16 protein-coding genes and 1 riboswitch are annotated in these 18,029 nt (G+C 51.1%); of the genes, 9 read left to right on the plus strand and 7 right to left on the minus strand.

Features of this window, described 5'->3' with window-relative positions; genetic code table 11:
* Positions 1-94 precede the first annotated feature (94 nt).
* Complete coding sequence (thiI, locus tag ABGI61_RS06310; protein ID WP_347598549.1) at positions 95-1,552, plus strand: tRNA uracil 4-sulfurtransferase ThiI; 1,458 nt, start codon at positions 95-97, stop codon at positions 1,550-1,552.
* A 10-nt stretch (positions 1,553-1,562) separates the two neighbouring features.
* Here the strand turns inward: thiI and ABGI61_RS06315 are convergent, their stop codons facing one another.
* Together ABGI61_RS06315 and ABGI61_RS06320 are read right to left on the minus strand one after the other, a co-directional pair.
* Complete coding sequence (locus tag ABGI61_RS06315; RefSeq protein ID WP_347598552.1) at positions 1,563-2,462, minus strand: ketopantoate reductase family protein; 900 nt, start codon at positions 2,460-2,462, stop codon at positions 1,563-1,565.
* Positions 2,429-2,785, minus strand: coding sequence for a VanZ family protein (locus ABGI61_RS06320; protein WP_347598555.1), 357 nt, complete (start codon positions 2,783-2,785; stop codon positions 2,429-2,431). The genes ABGI61_RS06315 and ABGI61_RS06320 overlap by 34 nt, the downstream gene beginning before the upstream one ends.
* Positions 2,786-2,878: 93 nt before the next feature.
* Between ABGI61_RS06320 and ABGI61_RS06325 the strand changes: the two genes are divergently transcribed.
* The gene (locus ABGI61_RS06325; protein ID WP_347598558.1) at positions 2,879-3,361 is read left to right on the plus strand and encodes a YajQ family cyclic di-GMP-binding protein; all 483 of its coding nucleotides are present in this window, start codon (positions 2,879-2,881) and stop codon (positions 3,359-3,361) included.
* An 82-nt stretch (positions 3,362-3,443) separates the two neighbouring features.
* Positions 3,444-3,629: riboswitch (cobalamin riboswitch) on the plus strand.
* Between the two features lie 36 nt (positions 3,630-3,665).
* Complete coding sequence (locus tag ABGI61_RS06330) at positions 3,666-5,426, plus strand: TonB-dependent receptor domain-containing protein (protein ID WP_347598561.1); 1,761 nt, start codon at positions 3,666-3,668, stop codon at positions 5,424-5,426.
* A gap of 54 nt (positions 5,427-5,480) precedes the next feature.
* Here the strand turns inward: ABGI61_RS06330 and msrA are convergent, their stop codons facing one another.
* A complete protein-coding gene (msrA, locus tag ABGI61_RS06335) occupies positions 5,481-6,026 on the minus strand; it encodes a peptide-methionine (S)-S-oxide reductase MsrA (protein ID WP_347598564.1) in 546 nt (181 codons plus the stop codon).
* A 126-nt stretch (positions 6,027-6,152) separates the two neighbouring features.
* Here msrA and ABGI61_RS06340 point away from each other — a divergent pair, with 126 nt between their 5' ends.
* Both ABGI61_RS06340 and ABGI61_RS06345 read left to right on the plus strand, forming a co-directional pair.
* A complete protein-coding gene (locus ABGI61_RS06340; protein ID WP_347598567.1) occupies positions 6,153-7,136 on the plus strand; it encodes an NAD(P)/FAD-dependent oxidoreductase in 984 nt (327 codons plus the stop codon).
* Entirely contained in the window at positions 7,133-7,840 is a 708-nt protein-coding gene (locus tag ABGI61_RS06345; RefSeq protein ID WP_347598570.1) for an SDR family NAD(P)-dependent oxidoreductase, read from the plus strand. The genes ABGI61_RS06340 and ABGI61_RS06345 overlap by 4 nt, the downstream gene beginning before the upstream one ends.
* 62 nt (positions 7,841-7,902) lie before the next feature.
* Here ABGI61_RS06345 and ABGI61_RS06350 read toward each other — a convergent pair whose 3' ends face one another.
* Together ABGI61_RS06350 and ABGI61_RS06355 are read right to left on the minus strand one after the other, a co-directional pair.
* A complete protein-coding gene (locus ABGI61_RS06350) occupies positions 7,903-11,028 on the minus strand; it encodes an efflux RND transporter permease subunit (protein ID WP_347598573.1) in 3,126 nt (1,041 codons plus the stop codon).
* A 2-nt stretch (positions 11,029-11,030) separates the two neighbouring features.
* Complete coding sequence (locus ABGI61_RS06355) at positions 11,031-12,083, minus strand: efflux RND transporter periplasmic adaptor subunit (protein WP_347598576.1); 1,053 nt, start codon at positions 12,081-12,083, stop codon at positions 11,031-11,033.
* Positions 12,084-12,300: 217 nt separating this feature from the next.
* Here ABGI61_RS06355 and ABGI61_RS06360 point away from each other — a divergent pair, with 217 nt between their 5' ends.
* The 4 genes from ABGI61_RS06360 to ABGI61_RS06375 all read left to right on the plus strand — a co-directional run bounded on the left by ABGI61_RS06360 (position 12,301) and on the right by ABGI61_RS06375 (position 16,019).
* Positions 12,301-12,999, plus strand: coding sequence for a DUF2982 domain-containing protein (locus ABGI61_RS06360; RefSeq protein ID WP_347598579.1), 699 nt, complete (start codon positions 12,301-12,303; stop codon positions 12,997-12,999).
* A 59-nt stretch (positions 13,000-13,058) separates the two neighbouring features.
* The gene (locus tag ABGI61_RS06365) at positions 13,059-13,394 is read left to right on the plus strand and encodes a hypothetical protein (protein WP_008219515.1); all 336 of its coding nucleotides are present in this window, start codon (positions 13,059-13,061) and stop codon (positions 13,392-13,394) included.
* A 106-nt stretch (positions 13,395-13,500) separates the two neighbouring features.
* Positions 13,501-15,159, plus strand: coding sequence for a FapA family protein (locus tag ABGI61_RS06370; RefSeq protein WP_347598583.1), 1,659 nt, complete (start codon positions 13,501-13,503; stop codon positions 15,157-15,159).
* A 98-nt stretch (positions 15,160-15,257) separates the two neighbouring features.
* Positions 15,258-16,019, plus strand: a complete 762-nt coding sequence (locus tag ABGI61_RS06375) for a DUF2884 family protein (protein WP_347598586.1) — start codon at positions 15,258-15,260, stop codon at positions 16,017-16,019.
* Between the two features lie 14 nt (positions 16,020-16,033).
* Here ABGI61_RS06375 and ABGI61_RS06380 read toward each other — a convergent pair whose 3' ends face one another.
* A complete protein-coding gene (locus tag ABGI61_RS06380) occupies positions 16,034-17,089 on the minus strand; it encodes a succinylglutamate desuccinylase/aspartoacylase family protein (protein WP_347598589.1) in 1,056 nt (351 codons plus the stop codon).
* On the minus strand, positions 17,089-18,006 hold the full coding sequence (gene rimK / locus ABGI61_RS06385) for a 30S ribosomal protein S6--L-glutamate ligase (RefSeq protein ID WP_347598591.1): 918 nt from the start codon (positions 18,004-18,006) through the stop codon (positions 17,089-17,091). The genes ABGI61_RS06380 and rimK overlap by 1 nt, the downstream gene beginning before the upstream one ends.
* Positions 18,007-18,029 lie beyond the last annotated feature (23 nt).

Here is an 18,029-nt window from a genome sequence, read left to right on the forward strand (position 1 = left end):
CAGAAGCAAGCGGTTCGCTCAAATTAGGTCTTGGGCTAAAGTTCCGCTATAATCTGCGCCACTTTTTTTTCCTGCTACCTTGTGCCGTCGCCCCATGATTGAATTTTTAATAAAACTTCACCCCGAAATCGCCATAAAAAGTAAGTCGGTGCGTAAGCGTCAGACGTTGCTGCTAGAGCGCAACCTGAAAACCATTTTGCTGCAGGTGCATGAGCAGGTAGAGGTAAACAATAATTTTGATCACCTGACCGTACGCTGCAACAGCAATGATGCAACGGTGCGCCAGACGCTCATCGAGCGCCTGAGCTGTATTCCCGGCATAGTGAATTTCGCTGAAATGCAATCCAGCCCATTTAGCTCGTTGCACGATATTTTCGAGCAGGTGCTGGCGGTTTATGGCCCCAAGCTTGCGAACAAAAGCTTTAGCGTGCGGGTGCGGCGTACTGGCAACCACGATTTTACTTCGATTGAAGCCGAGCGTTATATTGGCGGCGGTTTAAACCAGCATATTGCCAGTGCCCGTGTGCAACTGAAGCAGCCTGATACGGTGGTGGCGCTGGAGATAAAAAAAGACTTGCTGATTATGGTGCGCCAGATGCATCAGGGTATGGGCGGCTTTCCGCTGCCGTCACAGTCAGATGTGTTATCGCTTATCTCTGGCGGCTACGACTCGGCAGTGGCCAGTTACCTGATGATCCGCAAAGGCCTGCGCACCCATTATTTGTTTTTTAATTTAGGCGGTGCGGCCCACGAAGCCGGCGTGCGTGAAATGGCGTTTTATATCTGGCAAAAATATAGCCTGTCGCATCGGGTTAAGTTTGTCAGTGTTAACTTCGCACAGGTAGTAGAGCAGATCCTGGAGAACATAGACAACGGCCTGATGGGCGTGGTGTTAAAGCGTATGATGATGCGTGCCGCCAGCCAGGTCGCCGAGCGTCTGGGTATTAAAGCCTTAGTGACCGGTGAAAGCATTGGTCAGGTATCCAGTCAAACCATTACCAACTTAAATGTGATAGACAGGGTAACCGACACGTTGATTCTGCGGCCGCTGATCTATCAGGATAAGCAGGAAATTATTGATATGGCGCGCAAGATGGGCGCCGATGATATTGCCAAGAGTATGCCGGAATACTGTGGGGTGATCTCGAATAAACCCACTGTCAACGCCGTATTAACGGCGGTAGAGGCTAGCGAACAACAGTTTGACTTTACGGTGCTGCAGCAGGTAGTGGAGGACGCCAAAGTGCTGGATATCCGCACCGTGGAGTATCAGGCCGAGCAACAAGCCCATGTGGTATCTGAGCTGGCGCAGCTGCCCATTGACGCGGTGGTGCTGGATATTCGCAGCCCGGAAGAAACTGAGCTTAAACCATTAACGGTGGCTGGCCATAGCGTTATTGAGCTACCGTTTTTCCGTCTTGCCTCACAGTTTGGCAACCTTGACCAAAGCAAGCACTATTACTGCTACTGTGAACGTGGCGTGATGAGCCGACTACAGGCCGTGGTGCTGCAAGAGCAGGGCTTTACTAACGTTGCGGTATACCGGCCTTAATGCCGGCGGGTTAACTGTAGCTACTACTTAAGCGCAGCACTTGAGACAGCATGGCGTTATTATGCGGCACGTCGATACCAAAGCGTGCTGCTTGTTGCACTACATAACCATTGATCGCTTCTATCTCCGTGCGGCGGTTATTGGTAATGTCCTGCTGCATAGACGAAAAGTTTTCTGCTGTGGCCGCAACAACCTGCAGCACTTTTTGCTGTAGCAGGCTGTCATCCATTAGCACGCCGCACGCCGCAGCCACTTGCTGCACCTCCGTTATCGCCGCCGTTAATAATGGCGCAAACTCTGCTCGTAACAGCTCGCCATTACGACAATTATAAATGGCCGTAAGTGGGTTTATTGCGGCGTTTATCGCCAATTTTTGCCATAAAAACGGCGTAATATCATCAACCAGCGTAACCGGTCCCAATGCAGCCTCCATCGCAGGCAATACCACTGCCGTATAAGCTGATGCAGCATGATTTAACGGCGCTAACACACTCTGGCCCTGACCGGTATGTAAAAGATTATGCTGCTGTTTTAATGCGCCATGTGTGGTAGTTAAAAACCACAGGCCCTGATTGGGGGCCAATAAGGGTAATACCTGTTCCAGCGTACCCATGCCATTGTGGCTTAGCACCAGCTGGGCGTTGGCTGCTAAATGTGGCAGCAGGCTTTGCATGGCATCGACAACAGCATAACTTTTTACCGGAATAAGCACGGCATTTAACGGGGGGATAGCAGCGGAGAAGTGTAACGGGCGACCGGCAAAGTCAATGCTTAGGGCGCGGGGCTGTTTTAAGTGTAAGCCAACGGTATAACCGGCCAGCTTAAGGCGGCAGGCAGCCAGCGAGCCGATGGCGCCGCTACCGACGACTGTCCAGCTTAACGGACGCTGCGCGGTCGTAGTTGATGCCACAGGGCACGCACCAGATAAAAACTGACCACACCACCGACATCGGCTAGTAAATCCCACCAGTCGCCGTTGCGGCGGGTAAAATAATGCTGCGCCAGCTCAATGGCACCGCCATAGGCCCCCAGCAGTAAAAAGGCCGTGAGTGCTTTAAGTTTAAAGCCTTTCCACAACAGGGCTGCCAAGACGGCGAAGATGCCAAAATGTGCCACTTTATCTAAATGCGCAATGCCACCGCCAATTTTGTGGCCGCTGAGCTCAGCTAAAAACCCCGCCGTTGCCAGTAAAAAACACAACAGACAAACAAAGCGGTAAAAACCTTGTGACACAGTAATCCCCCGAAACAGAAGTCGCTCGGATTGTATCAGCTTTCTGGTTATAATCACCAGCAGACAGAACGGCTTAAGCACAGGAGACTTGTCATGCCTTCATTCGATATTGTGTCAGAAATTGATATGAATCAGGCGAAAAACGCGGTAGAAAACGCCAAACGGGAGCTGGAGACCCGCTTTGATTTTCGTGGCGTTAACGCCAAAATTGAACTGAACAAAGAGCACATCGAACTGACCGCTGAAGCTGATCAGCAAGTGATGCAGCTGTTTGATATTTTCGCGACTAAAGCCAGCAAGCTGCAGTTAGATGTCAGCAGTTTTAAAATTGAAAAAGAAGAGCGCCACGGCAAATTGATCACCCGACATGTCAGTATTAAGCAGGGTATCGACAAAGACATGGCGAAAAAAATCGTTAAATTAGTCAAAGATAGCAATATTAAGGTACAGGTAGCGATTCAGGGGGAAGAGCTTAGGGTAACTGGCAAGAAGCGTGACGATTTGCAGGCTGTTATGCAATTAGTGCGTACCAGTGAGCTGGGTCAGCCGTTTCAATTTAAAAACTTCCGCGATTAAACTTTTTAGCTACTCGGTTTATTGGCCATCCAGATGTCTGTTGACATTTAATCTTGATGGCGTAAACTGCACGCGGCTTCGACAGGAAGCCGCTTTTTTTGGTGCTGCAAACCACTGCAGGTAAACGGGAATCTGGTGTAAAACCAGAGCTGCCCCCGCAACGGTAAACAACTGATCTGAACCCAAAGCCACTGTCGCAAGATGGGAAGGCGGGTACAGGCGCAAGCAGGTTGTCAGCCCGGAGACCGGCCAAAAAAATTCCTTAACTTATCCGATGTGCGGTGGGCACATTGTTGGAGCTGACATGTTTAAACCTGCTTTGGCGGCCGTGCTGGTCGCATCCTGTTGTTCGGCTACGGCTGAAAATATCGAACACATTAGTATTTACGCCAACCGCACTGCCACGCCAGCGCAAGAAGTGCTGGCCAGTGTCACTGTGCTGGAGCGTGACGAAATTGTCGCCCGTCAGGCCATCGACTTGCCGGCCTTATTAGCGCAGCTACCCGGCATTAATTTGTCGCGCGATGGCGGGCGAGGCCAAAGTAGCGGGATTTATATCCGCGGCGGTAATACCGGCCATACGCTGATATTGGTAGATGGTGTCCGCACCGGCTCGGCTACTTTGGGCTATAAATCACTGGCCATGTTGCCACTGGAGCTGATTGAGCGCATAGAGGTGATACGTGGGCCTCGCGCAGCCTGGTATGGCTCTGATGCACTGGCTGGCGTTATTGCTATAAGTACCCGTCGTGCTGAGGCATTAGAGCTAAACGCTAATGTTGGCAGTTACGGCCAGGCAGGTACTGACCTGAGCCTGAGTCATCACAGCGGGCCTGTGCAGCTGCACGCAACGGCCGGCATCAGTCGCGCCGATGGCTTTAATGTGCGTGAGGATCTGGACAGCGATAAAGACGGTTATCAGCAGAAATTTGTCAAACTGGCCGCCGATTATGACACCACGTTCGGGCTTTTCAGCGCCCAGGCTGATGTTAATTCGGGCAGGTATCAGTTTGACAATGCCTGGAGCAGTGAGGATGAAGCCGACACCTTAAGCCGTGTCTATTTTATTGGCTGGCAGCAACAGCTTGGTCGGTGGCAGCATCAGAGTCGTTTAAGCCGTAATCTGGACCGTGAAGTGACCTTTGGCGCGGATTCTCGCAGCCCGTTTAACACCGTGCGTGACGAATTTAGCTATCAGGCCACGACTGATCTGACGGAGTCATTAAGCTGGTTAGGTGGCGTGAACTGGTATCAGGAGCAGGTGAGTAAGGCCGCGCCGGACTTTGAGCAAACCAGCCGCATTAACCGCGCAGCGTTTACCGCCCTGCAGTATCAGCAGGCTGCCTGGCAGCTGGAGGGAACAGTGCGCCGTGATCTGATTAACCAGTATGGCGCAAACAATACCTGGCAGTTGGCGGCGGCATATCAGTTTAGCGAACGCTGGCAGGCCAGATTAAGCCGTGGTGCCGCCTTTAAAGCCCCAAGCTTTAATGAACTGTACTTTCCTGGTTTTGCCAATCCGGATCTGAAGCCACAGGAGTCGATATCTGATGAGCTGGCACTGGTGTATCAGGATAGCCATTTTGATGCGCAGGTTGCCTGGTTTGACCGCGACATTACCAACCTTATTCAGGGGGTAGAGCAGGCCGAAAACGTATTGCTGGCCAGCATCAAGGGGCTGGAGCTAAGTATAAAGCAGCGCTGGCAGCAGCTTGGCAGCGATTTTAGCTACACCTGGCTGGACAGTGAAAACCACAGCACGGGTTTAAAACTGGAGCGACGGCCTGAGCACAGCATTAATTGGCGCGGTAATTATCAGCAGGATAGCTGGTCGGTATTCATCACTGCCGACTATCAAAGCAGCACTTACCAGGGCGCTTTTGCCCCGGTCACTGATCTTGGCGGTTTCATCTTGTGGGGGCTGGGTGGTAGTTATCAGCTGAATGACCAACTGAGTGTCAGGGCTAAACTGGATAATCTGCTTGATAAAGACTATCAGACCAGTGCCGGTTACACGACAGCGGGTATTAACGTCGCGATTAGCTTAAGCTACCGTCCGCGTTAATCAAAGCTATGCAGAAGACGGCGCTTGCGCCGTCAACTCCATATTGCTCAGATGTTATGCGTCAGAAACTTTCAGCAAGCCCTGGTATTGCCGTCTGAATTTTGCCAGCTTGGGCGCAATAATCACCTGACAATAGCCTTGCTGTGGGTGTTGCAGAAAATAGCCCTGATGATACTGCTCTGCCACAAAGAACGTGCTGGCAGGGCTTAGCTCGGTAACAATGGCCGAATCAAAGACCTGCTCGGCGCTCAGTTTGGCCATGAGTTGCTGGGCGACGTTTTGCTGGGCCGCATCGTGATAAAAAATCACTGAACGATACTGACTGCCGACATCATTACCCTGCCGGTTTAACTGGGTGGGGTCGTGCAGGCTAAAAAACACCAGACACAGCTGCTCAAAGCTGATGGTGTTGTCATCAAATTGCACCTGCACCACTTCGGCGTGGCCAGTGTCACCATCGCATACCCGGCGATAGTTGGCGTCTTGTTCGCTGCCGCCCATATAGCCACTCAGGGCCTGGACGACGCCGTACAATTGATTCATTGCCGCTTCGATACACCAAAAACATCCTGCACCAAAGGTCGCGGTTTGGATTGCCATCTGAGTTCCTTGCTTAACGGGTTAATGCTTTTACGCTGGCGCAAGCAAAATCGATCGTTTTGGCTATGATCGTACAAGTTGCCGCCGGCGTACAAGCTGCCAGTTGAAAAATGACAGGATAGAATTTTGACTGTAGCTATTATTGGCGCTGGCATAGCCGGCGCTGCCTGCGCCCAGCACTTACAGCAGAAAGGGCGCTCTGTTGTTGTGTTTGACAAAGGCCGCTCTGTCGGTGGGCGTATGAGTAGTAAACGCACCCACGCTGGCTATCTGGATCTGGGCGCGCAATATTTTACTGCCCGTACGCCAGCATTCTGCTCGCAATGCCAACGCTGGTTAGCCCAACAGGTGGTTGAGCGTTGGCAGGGCGCTTTGGGCGTTATTGAACAAGGTAAGCTTAGTGCGTCACCCGATAATACTGAGCGCTATATTGGTATCCCCTCCATGCAAAAGCCGGTGCAGCAGTTACTTGCTGATATCAGCGTGCAACATGCACAGGTGAGTGCTATTTATTTCGAGCACGGCCGCTGGCAGCTGTATGCAGGTAGCGATTTACTCGGGCAGTTTGAGCAACTGGTGTTGGCCGTGCCACAGCAACAGGCGGCTACACTGCTGCAAGATTTGATACCATCACAGCAGCAGTTAAAAAAACTGTTTGATCAGACAGCATTATTACCCTGTTGGGCCGTGAATATTGAACTGGCCGAAGCTAACAGCCTGCCGGTAGCGTTTGATGGCATTTTTGTTAAGCAGGATAACCAAGTCAGCTGGCTGGCACGTCAGGGCAGTAAATCCGGCCGTGCTGGTCCGCAGCACTGGCTTGTTCACTTCAATCCGGCGTGGTCAGCGGCACACCTTGAGCTGACGGCCGACGATGTCGCGCAACATGGGCTAGCTGCGCTGCAGCGTTTGCTTAATACCAAAGTAAACCCAGGCGCTATATTAAGCCATCGTTGGCGCTATGCTCAGCAGGCAGCAGACTATCCGCCGCTTGGGGCTGCACTATTGCCTGATCTTAAGCTTGGCCTATGTGGTGACTGGTTGAACGGTGGTCGGGTGGAAAATGCCTGGCTAAGTGGTAAACAACTGGCAGAGGAGCTGGCCCTATGAGTGCATCGGTATTGATCATTGGTGGCAGTAGTGGCATTGGCCAGGCGTTGGCGCAGCACTACGGCGCTGGGGGGGCCAGCGTAACGGTAATCAGTCGTCAGGCAAAGCCGACGCAGGTGTCCTATTACTGGTATCAGGATAGCTTAACCTGCGAGGCTGATTCCGAACAGCTCGTTAAGCAGGCTTTAGCGCAGCAGCCAGACACTATTTTTATTTGTAACGGTGTACTGCATGATGATAGCGCCATGCCGGAAAAAACCATCCGCCAGCTAGAAAGCGCCGTGCTGATGCAGCGCTTGCAGCAAAACGTCGCAGTGCCGGCGGTATATCTGAAATTACTGTTTACCTACCTGTGTAAATGCCCGAATGTAAAACTGTTAGTGTTAAGTGCCAAAGTGGGCAGTATTACCGATAATGCACTGGGAGGCTGGTATAGTTACCGCATCAGTAAAGCTGCGCTAAATATGCTGGTGAAAAACTGCAGTATTGAAGTGGGGCGACTCAACAAAACGGCAACACTCGTGAGCCTGCATCCGGGCACGACAGATACACCGTTGTCAGCCCCCTTTCAAACAAACCTGCCTGCGGGGCAGCTGCAAAGTGCAGCGCAGACCGCCCAGCGGCTGGCGGCAGTCGCTGACGCCTTACAGCCGGCACAAACCGGCGCCCTGCTGAACTGGGATGGCGCAGTACTGCCATTTTAATCTATAGATTACAGGCAAAATAAAGGCGCCCAAGGCGCCTTTATTTTTTAACCCTGTTTATTTTAGCTGGGGTGTACCTCATCAGCAGCATGTTCATCCGGTGCCTCACGCTCTAACTGATGCAGCTTTTGCTCCAGCCGTTTGGGTGAACCGGTGTTGCGTGCGATAACCATATAAGTGACCGGCACCACATAGATCGTCATCAGCGTAGCCAGCGCCACCCCGGAGAAAATTACCATACCAATCACCATGCGGCTTTCCGAGCCCGGGCCTGAGGCAATAATCAGCGGTATGCTACTCATCGCGGTGGTAAAGGCTGTCATCACAATAGGCCGCAAACGCTGCGTTGCCGCTTGCTTAACAGCACTGGCAAATTCGACGCCGGCATCGCGTAGTTGGTTGGCAAACTCAACAATTAAAATACCGTTCTTTGCCACCAGGCCAATCAGCATCACTAAGCCTATTTGACTGTAAATATTCAATGTCATACCGGTAAAGTACAAGCCGGATAGGGCACCGACCAGACCAAGCGGCACCGTGATCAGGATGACCAGCGGGTGAATAAAGCTTTCAAACTGGGCCGCGAGCACCAAATAGGTAATCACCAGTGCCAGTACAAATACCATTAGCGTTGAGCTACCGCTCTCCTGGAACAGTAGCGATTCGCCCTTGTAATCAATCCCTACCGTGTCCTGTATTTCGGTTTGCACGATATTTTCCAAATACTCCAGCGCTTCGCCTAAGCTGTAACCCGGTGCCATACTGGCCGTCAGTGTAATAGCCCGCATACGGTTGTAGCGGTTTAAGCTCGATGACGTTGCTTCCTCGCGTAACGTCACCAGGTTATCCAGTGGGATCAGATCACTCGATGTCTCCGAGCGAATGTAAACATTCGTAATACTACCTGGCGCGGCAAAATCCTCGTCAAGGCCTTCTAAAATGACATCGTACTCTTTACCGCGGTCTAGGAAGGTCGTCACGCGCCGGCCACCTAACATAGCCTCCAGTGCACGGCCAATCGCGCCGACAGAAATACCCAGATCGCCGGCCCGTTCAGTGTTGATATCTACCAGCACTTGTGGCACGGTTTCCTTGTAATCATGATCCAGCATCAGAATGTTCGGGTTCTCTGAGGCTTTGCTGATCACAATATCACGCCAGCGGGCCAGCTCTTCATAGGTATTTCCCTGCAGCACAAACTGAATCGGCCGGCCGCCACCGCCACCGCCACCCAGACCACTGCGCATAAAGGTAAAGGCGCGTACATCGGGGATCTGGTTAAGCTTTTGGCCCACTTCTGTCATTAGTTCTTCAGTACGACGTTTGCCGTTGTGCCAGTTTTCACTGCCAACAATAGCAATACCGCCACTGTTGCCCCAGCCAGGTACCCGCACCAGCAAGCGGTTAAATTCGCCATCGTGGTAGTAGGGCATTAACACGTCTTCAATCAACCGCATATTACGGCTGTTGCTGGCATAACTGGCACCCTCGGCCGGGCTCATCATCACAAAAAAGGTGCCACGGTCTTCTGTTGGTGCCAGCTCTGAAGGCAGTAACTTCACCAGCAGGTAGCTGGCGACAAAACATAGTGCTACCACGATCATTACCGGCCAACGGGTGGCACACACCACATCTAACTGGCGCCGGTAGGCCGCTTCCAGTTTGTGAAATGCGGCATGTAGCCACAAACCCAGCTTGCTTTCACGCTTTTGGTGGGTAAGTAATTTACTGCATAACATGGGAGACAGCGTAAGCGCCGTAACGCTGGAAAAGGCCACAGCGGCAGCAATAGCCAGCGCGAATTCGGTAAACAGCTTGCCTAACTGGCCTTGCATAAATACCAGCGGCACAAATACTGAAATCAATACCAGTGTGGTGGCGATAACGGCAAAGCCAACCTCACGGGCGCCACGGTAGGACGCCACCAGTGGGTGCTCACCCAGCTCAATACGGCGATAGATATTTTCCAGTACTACGATAGAGTCGTCCACCACCAGGCCGATGGCCAGCACCATGGCCAACAAGGTAAGCAGGTTCACGGAGAAATCCAGCGCAAACAGCACAGTAACCGCAGCAACCAGAGCGACAGGCACGGTAACGGCTGGAATAAAGGTGGCGCGGATATTGCCCAAAAACAAAAAGATCACCACCACCACCAGTGCCATTGCTATAGCCAGGGTGTTATATACCTCTTTGATCGACTCGGCGATAAACAGTGAAGAATCATAGCCAGGCTCTATCGTGGTGCCGGCCGGCAGGTTTTGTTTAATACGCTCCATTTCAGCACGGGCGGCCTTTACCACCTCCAGCGTATTGGCTTTGGACTGCTTGATAATACCGATGCCCAGCAGATTTTTGCCATCGCCTCTGAATTCACTCTCTTCATTCTCAGCGGTTAGCAGTACATCAGCCACTTCTCCCAGCCGAACTAGGTAGTTGTTATTGCCGCGCTTTATTACCAGTTTGCGAAAGTCTTCCTGCGTTTTGTAGCTGCGCTCTACCCGTACTGTAAAGTCGCGGTCGTTTGATTTGATATTACCTGCCGGCAGTTCAACGTTTTCTGCCCTGAGCACATTCTCAATATCCTGTACAGTGACACCACGCGACGCCATTGCATCGCGGTCCAGCCAAATGCGCATGGCGTAATCGCGCGAGCCGCCGAGTTGCAGGCGGGCAACACCGTCAACTACAGAAAAACGCTCAACGATGTAACGGTCGGCGTAGTCGGTCAGCTCCAGCGAGCTCATGGTTTCGCTGTTTAGCACAAACCAGGCAATAACATCCTCATCATCGCTGGCTTTGGAGACTTCCGGCGGGTCGGCCTGATCTGGCAGATTGTTTAGTGCCCGCGACACCCGGTCGCGTACATCATTGGCGGCCGCATCGATGTCGCGCTCTACCGCAAATTCAATGGAAATATTAGAGCGGCCATTGCGGCTGCTGGAGGTGATATTTTTAATGCCCTCTATACCGCTGATGCGATCTTCCAGCACCTGGGTAATTTTAGACTCAACAATTTCGGCTGATGCGCCAGGGTAGTTAGTGCCAATACTGACAATAGGTGTGTCTATGTCGGGATATTCGCGCAGCGGCAGCATGCTAAAGCAGACAATACCAAACACCAATAGCAGCAGGTTAACCACGCTGGCAAAGACGGGTCGCTTTACCGAGGTATCAGATAACCACATGGTTAACCTCCTACCCGGTTAATCTTAAGGCCTGAGCGCAGCTTTTGAATGCCCTCAACCACCACCTCATCACCTTCGGCCAGGCCTGAGGTTATTTCAACCCAACCAGGAATACGCTGGCCTATGGTAACTTCTACTTGCTGCACAATGTCATCAGCACCCACTTTATAAACAAACTGCTTTTGTTGCTGCGGCACCAGCGCCTTTTCTGAAATTTGCAGTGCCTGGCTGTTATCCAGCTCCAACTGTACATTTAGTAACATCCCCGGGCGTAAGCGTAAGTCTTTGTTGGGGATAACACCGTGAATTGTAATAGAGCGGGTTACCGGGTCCAGCCGGGTATCAATAGCGCTGACGCTGCCCTCGAATTTCAACTGGCCGTAGGCAGCATTGGTGATGCTGAGCGGCATGCCTACGTTAATTTCGGCTAGATGGCGTTCAGCCACACTAAATGCTACTCGCAAGGTGTTTAAGTCATCCAGCGTGGTAATTACGGTGCCGGCATTCACATAAGCGCCTTCGCTGACCTGACGCAACCCCAGATAGCCATCGAAAGGGGCTGCAATGGTCATCTCGGCCAATTGCGCCTTGGCAATATCAAGCTGTGCCAGAGTCGTATTGACCTTGGTTTGTTGCTCATCCAACAGTGACTGCGCAGTAGCCTGAGTGGTTGCCAGGTTTTTTAGCCGGTCTAGCTGACGGCGTTGCTCGTCAAGCACGCCCTCAAGCTCGGTGACGCGGGCGCGCTCCTGCACATCATGCAAACGGGCGATCACTTCACCCTGTCTCACAGCTTTACCCTCACGCACGTTTAATTCAGTAATAAAATCGCTGGTTGGCGCGACCAGCGTAATCGAATTGTTCGCAATGCCTGTGCCCAGTGAGTTAATGCTGCGGATCATCTGTTTGGTCTGAACTGTCGCAGTGCTTACCGCAACGCTGGCTTGGCCTCGGCGGCTGTCGTTCTTCTGGCCTGGCATCCAATACAAGTAAGCCACAAATAGTGCCAATGCGATCAGGATCACCCAGATCAGTTTTGAATGTAGTTTTGTCACAGTAACCCCGTGTAACAGCTTAAAAACAAGTCAGCCTTATTGTATGGAAGAAACGCGCGTTTAGATTTCCTGTTATCGCAGTGCCCGGGGCTTTGGTCGCTTCACTGCGTCGACTTTGCACAACGCCTTAGCAAGGTGTAGATTAGTCACATTGAACGAATAATGCACTGTTATAGTCAAAATGTTGATGGTAACGTCAGCATTAAAGTGAGCATCGATGCAAAGCGAACCTAATTCAGTATTACAAAACAATGCGCCTAATGTACAAATTGCCCAGGCATCCAGTCGGGGTGGGGCTGGAATAATGTTGCTCAGTGCTGCGGTGCTGCTGTTTTCTTTGCTCAGTATTATCTGGTCGAGTCAACTGGCAGCCTGGCAGGCAGTGCTTATTTTAATCGCCGGGCTGGGTATCTATGCCGGCTGGACAAAGCTGACAGAACCACAGTACTTTTTACATTATGATGCCAATGGCGTGAGCTACCACCACCGTCATGGGCGCTGGCATTTACCTTGGCAGTACTTTTTATACAGTGGTATACCCCAGCTTAATCAACAGTCTCTGGCGTATATTGGTTTTCGTTTGACGGACTATGACGGCTTTTTACAACCTTTACCGCTGCGTTTAGCCGTGCGGTTGATGACAGAGCAACGTGAGCTTTATTTGGCGGCGGTACGACAAGGCTGTACCAGTGGACAGTGTGCCAGCGAGCTGCTTGCGGAGAACGGCCATTTCAGTACCGGCAAGCAGCAATATAATGGTGTTAAAGCCGCTTTTGGCTGGCGTATGCAACAGCTTAACCGGCAAACCGGTTTTGATGTCTTTGTTCCGGTAGCGTTAAGCGAAACCGAGGCGGCAGACTTATGCCGGCAAATTAATCAGGCCAGACTACAATTAATACAAAATACAGTCACCTAGACACTCTGGACGGTCTGTATCATAATATTGGCATTATCACAGGTTAAGTAGGGCAGTAAATGAATAATTACGAAAAACCTTTTCTGGTGAGTGGACGCAACACCTTGATCCATAAAAATAAGAAATTGGATTTGGTGGTAGTAAACGACGACGATGATCCAAATATCATCGTAACGCGTCACGGCGTGAAATTATTCACTGAAAGTGTTCCTGCTAACAGGGCTGAGGCAAAAGACCGTTATATGGAAGTGGTGGATATTTCCAGCTCAGATGTATTTGGTGAAGTAAAAACCTTGCTGTTCATTCAGGCTATAAACAATAAAGAGTATAAAGTGGATTACAGTAAAAAGGGTACGGATTTGTTTATTCGCATCCATCAGGAAAATTATATTTAATTTTACAGGCAAAATAGCCCTGAACCTGCAATCAGGGCTTGCCTTGGCGCCGGTTATTTGTTTCATTAGCTGAGCTTACGTGCAGTACTAAACAATGTGAAGCCTTATGCAATTTACCGAGCACAACAACAGTATAAAAATAACGGTGCCAGTCACGCTTGATGCACTCAGTGCGCAAGATATCAATACGCAGTTACAGGCTGCGGGTTTTGGCCGCTGTCTGATTATTCAGGACCAAATTACCAACCTGCTGGTGGAATATCAGCAAATTCAGCAAAAAATCAAAGAAAAGCTGCAGCCAGAGGGTGTCCCTCTCACTTATCGTATTGCCGAGAAACGTGATGCAGAGCTCAGTTTTGCCATTGCTGATGACCAAATGTCGGCAGCGGCGTTGATCACTGCTGCCTGGGGCGGTGCGCCCGTCTCGGCCAATGCCCTGGTAAAAGGGGCGCAAGAAGCAGGTATCGTATTTGGCTTTAGCAAAGATCACATTATCAAACTGGTAAGCCATGCCAGCAAAGCTGAGCCGGGTAGCAAAGTAAAGCTGGTGATTGCCAAAGGGCGACAGGTTGAGCATGGCCAGAATTCTCGTTTTGAAGCGGTTATTCCCGAGATGGAAAGCCGCCGCAATAAACCTCTGGTTCACTCAGAAGAAAAAGCCGATTTGCGTGATTTTGGTGTTATCCCTGCGGTAAGAGCCGGTGATACGCTAATGCGCCGCCATCCGCCCACGGCAGGGGTTGATGGTATGACGGTAACCGGCTCGCCAATACCGGCAACGCCCGGACAGGTGATTGAATGGAACCTGGCTGAGGGGGCTGAGCTATCGCCAACCGATACGGACTTGCTGCTGGCAGCTCGTGATGGTTTACCGCGGGTAATTGAAAACGGTGCAACCGTTGACGAAGTGTTTACGGTAAAGAATGTTGATCTGGCCACTGGCCATATTATTTTTAAAGGCTCGGTGGTGGTAAACGGTGACGTCACTGAAGGCATGAAAGTGATTGCCGGCGGCAATGTTTTCGTTAAAGGTTTTGTCGAAGGTACCCTGATTGAAGCGGGTGGTGACATTACGATCGGTGGCTCTATTATTGGCCATCAGATCCCAACCGCGGAAAAAGACAGTGAATACAGCACTGAGCTTAAAGCTAAAGGGGATATTCAGTGCAATATTGCCCAGTATGCCCGCTTAAGCTGCGATGGTAATTTGTATGTTAATAAACAAATTATGCATTGTGCTGTTGCCGCCGCCAAAGTGTATGCCGGGCCAGAGGATAACCCTAACGGTAAAGTGATTGGTGGCTATTATTACCTCGATTATGGTATTTACACCGGGAATCTTGGGGCCCCCTCAAGTAGTAATATTCTAATCCATCTCAACCGCCAGGTTGATCCTATTGCCGAAAAGCAGGATGTACTGCGTAGCAGTATCTCTGCAACCAAACAGGATATGCAGGACATTCGTGAGCAGTTGGAAAAGCTGAAAAAGATTGAAGGGAACGCGCAAATAGAGCAGCGTAAACAAGAGCTGCAAAAAGAATTTGAAGAGCACCGTGATGTCGCCCTGGCACTGATTGAAGATGTTAAACAGTTAGAATTACAGCGCAGGGAAAAACTTGACGCTACCCTCATTGTTGTGCGCCAACAGTTGTTCTCAGCGGTAGAAGTACATTTTGGTAAAGATCAAATCCGTAGCCGCCGTGAGTATGGGCCATCAAAAATACTCCTGATAGACGGCAGCCCGGCAATAGAGCCTTTCTTCTGATGTTTTCGACAAGTCGCTGCTGTCTTGCGGTATCAGGGGCTGCCGGGCAGCGCACTGCACTATACACTTAGTGCTTCAGTGTTTGTCGGGTTACTGCTATGAAAGGCGTTATTGTCAGTGTGTTGTTGTTATTCTGCAGTTGGCTGCATGCGGCCGAGTGCAATATGGCGTTTACGCACGGTATTTTAATTGCGCCTGATCATATCCGCATTTTGCAAAACAACCGCACCCATGTACAAATTAATGCCGATAAGCAGTTGTTTATTCGTGGCGAATGGGTTGAACTGGGCAGCGAAGACACTGCCTTGGTGTATCAGTACAGTCAGGGGCTGCGTAAGTTCGTACCTGAAATTGTCAGCATTGCAGTAGATGGCGTAGAGCTGGGTTTATCCAGCATCGAGGCGATGTTTACCGGCATTGGTAGTAAAGCCCAGCAGGCTGAGTGGCGGGAGCTGGTGCGGGAAACCACCTTTCAATGGATGTCGCGCTTTGTCCGCACCAACGAGCATTTTTATCTGGCACCGCAAAGCCTGAATGAGCTGGACTACTTTTTACACGGTGAGCTAAAACCACAACTTGATAACCTGACCCGACATACTGTTGGTGCAGTATGGGGGGCTCTGCGTGATGCGCTGCGCCACTCGGACAGCAATTTTGAACGCAGCGACAATCAGGAATGGCAATCGGTGGGAGAGTTGGTTGACAAAATTAACCTGGGGCTGGACGCCAAAGCGGTCGAGCTGGAAGAGAAATCAGCGCTGTTTTGTCAGCGCATGCAAGAGCTGGACGAAATAGAGCAGCAACTACAGCAGCGCCTGCCAGCATTAAGTCTCTATGATGTCGTGACGCAAAAAAATTAACACCACTAAAGCAGCTATACTACACCATACTCCTCGCCCAGTACGGGTGGCATGGCGTTATCTACTTCGTCGTTAATGGCGTCAACCGTCTTCTCGGCTTCATCCAGTGAACTGACTTCTGCGACATGAAACAGGGCTTCCCCTTCGTTGACTAACGGCAGGTTATTGCGGCCGATAACAATACCGGCAAAACTGGCAGTAACTGCCACTTCAAAGTCGGAATAGGGCGAGTAGATATGCGCCATAATATCGCCGGGTTTAACCGTTTGCCCCAGACCAACATAATAACGGGCAATACCGTCATGCTCGGCGCGCACCCAGCTGCTTTTTTTCGAGAACAGAGATTTGGTTGCTGGCTTTTTGCGGCCGGCCCTTAGCATGCCTAAGTCAGTCATTACATTCAAAATGCCACGCACGCCGATGTTAATCGATTGCTCGTCAAAGCGCAGTGCTTCACCGGCTTCATACAGCAAAATAGGGATACCCAGGCTGTTGGCGGTACCGCGCATGGTGCCATCACGGCTGGCGGCTTTAATAATAATAGGGGCGTTAAATACTTCCGCCATGCGCAGCGCCATTTTGTCTTTGGCGCTGGCGCGCACTTGTGGCAAGTTAGCGCGGTGAATGGCACCGGTGTGTAAATCGATGGCGTGGGTACATTTTTTTAAAATTTTATCGGTAAACTGAAACGCCATCCTGCTACCCAGCGAGCCCTTTTCACTGCCTGGAAAACTCCGGTTCAAATCGCGCCGGTCAGGCAAGTAGCGCGACTGTTGTACAAAGCCGTAAGTATTGACGATAGGTACCACGATCAGCGTGCCTTTTAGCTGGTTTAGCCGGGGCAGTTTGAGTAAGCGACGGCAAATCTCCACACCGTTAATTTCATCACCGTGCAGGGCAGCAGCAACCAGTAGCACTGGTCCTTCACGACGGCCATGAATGACATGGGCGCCGATATTCAGCTCCGTGTGGGTGTAAAGCTTACCAAAAGGGATATCCACCACGGCGCGGCTGCCGGGTGGAATACTGCTGTCACCTAAAATAAAAGCTGCTCTGCTGCCAGTTTGCATTAGCCGGTTCCTTTGGTGTTTAGTTTACGCCGGGTCTTATGCGCAGCCACTTTTTGCTCTAAAAAAGCGATGCTCATGCCGGCGATGTCTTTATCGGTGGCGGCTTCTATGCCCTCTAAACCGGGGGAGCTGTTTACTTCCATCACGACTGGGCCATGGTTCGAGCGCAGTAAATCCACCCCAGCCACATTCAGCCCCATGGTTCTGGCGGCACGCACGGCCGTATCGCGCTCTTCTTTACTTAGCCGTACTGTCGAAGCGGTGCCGCCGCGGTGCAGGTTAGAGCGGAACTCGCCGGCCTTGGCTTGCCGTTTCATAGCGGCCACGACTTTATTGCCGATAACAAAACAGCGAATATCAGCGCCATTAGCCTCTTTAATGTACTCCTGCACCAGAATATTAGCATTTAAACCCATAAAAGCTTCAATCACGCTCTCGGCAGCGGTGCGGGTCTCGGCCAGCACTACGCCTATGCCCTGGGTGCCTTCCAGTAGTTTTATCACCAGTGGCGCGCCGCCTACCATGTCAATCAAATCCGGAATATCACCGGGTTTGTCAGCAAAACCGGTAACGGGTAAGCCAATACCCTGACGTGCCAGTAGTTGTAGGCTGCGCAGTTTGTCGCGGGCACGGCTGATGGCAACAGACTCATTTAAACTGTATACGCCCATCATTTCAAACTGGCGCAGCACCGCTGTGCCATAAAAGGTAATAGAGGCCCCGATACGGGGGATCACCGCATCAAAGCCTTCCAGCGCTTCGCCTTTGTGGTGAATAGAGGATTTAACCCGGTTTACGTTAATGTAGCAGGTTAAGGGATCAATCACCTGTACCTGATGGCCGCGCTCTTGCGCCGCTTCAACCAGGCGTTTGGTGGAATATAGTTCTGTATTGCGCGACAAAATCGCAATTTTCATGCGCTCTCCGATAAGCGATATTT

This window comes from Rheinheimera fenheensis, from assembly GCF_039871805.1.
In the GTDB taxonomy this organism is placed as follows: domain Bacteria; phylum Pseudomonadota; class Gammaproteobacteria; order Enterobacterales; family Alteromonadaceae; genus Alishewanella; species Alishewanella fenheensis.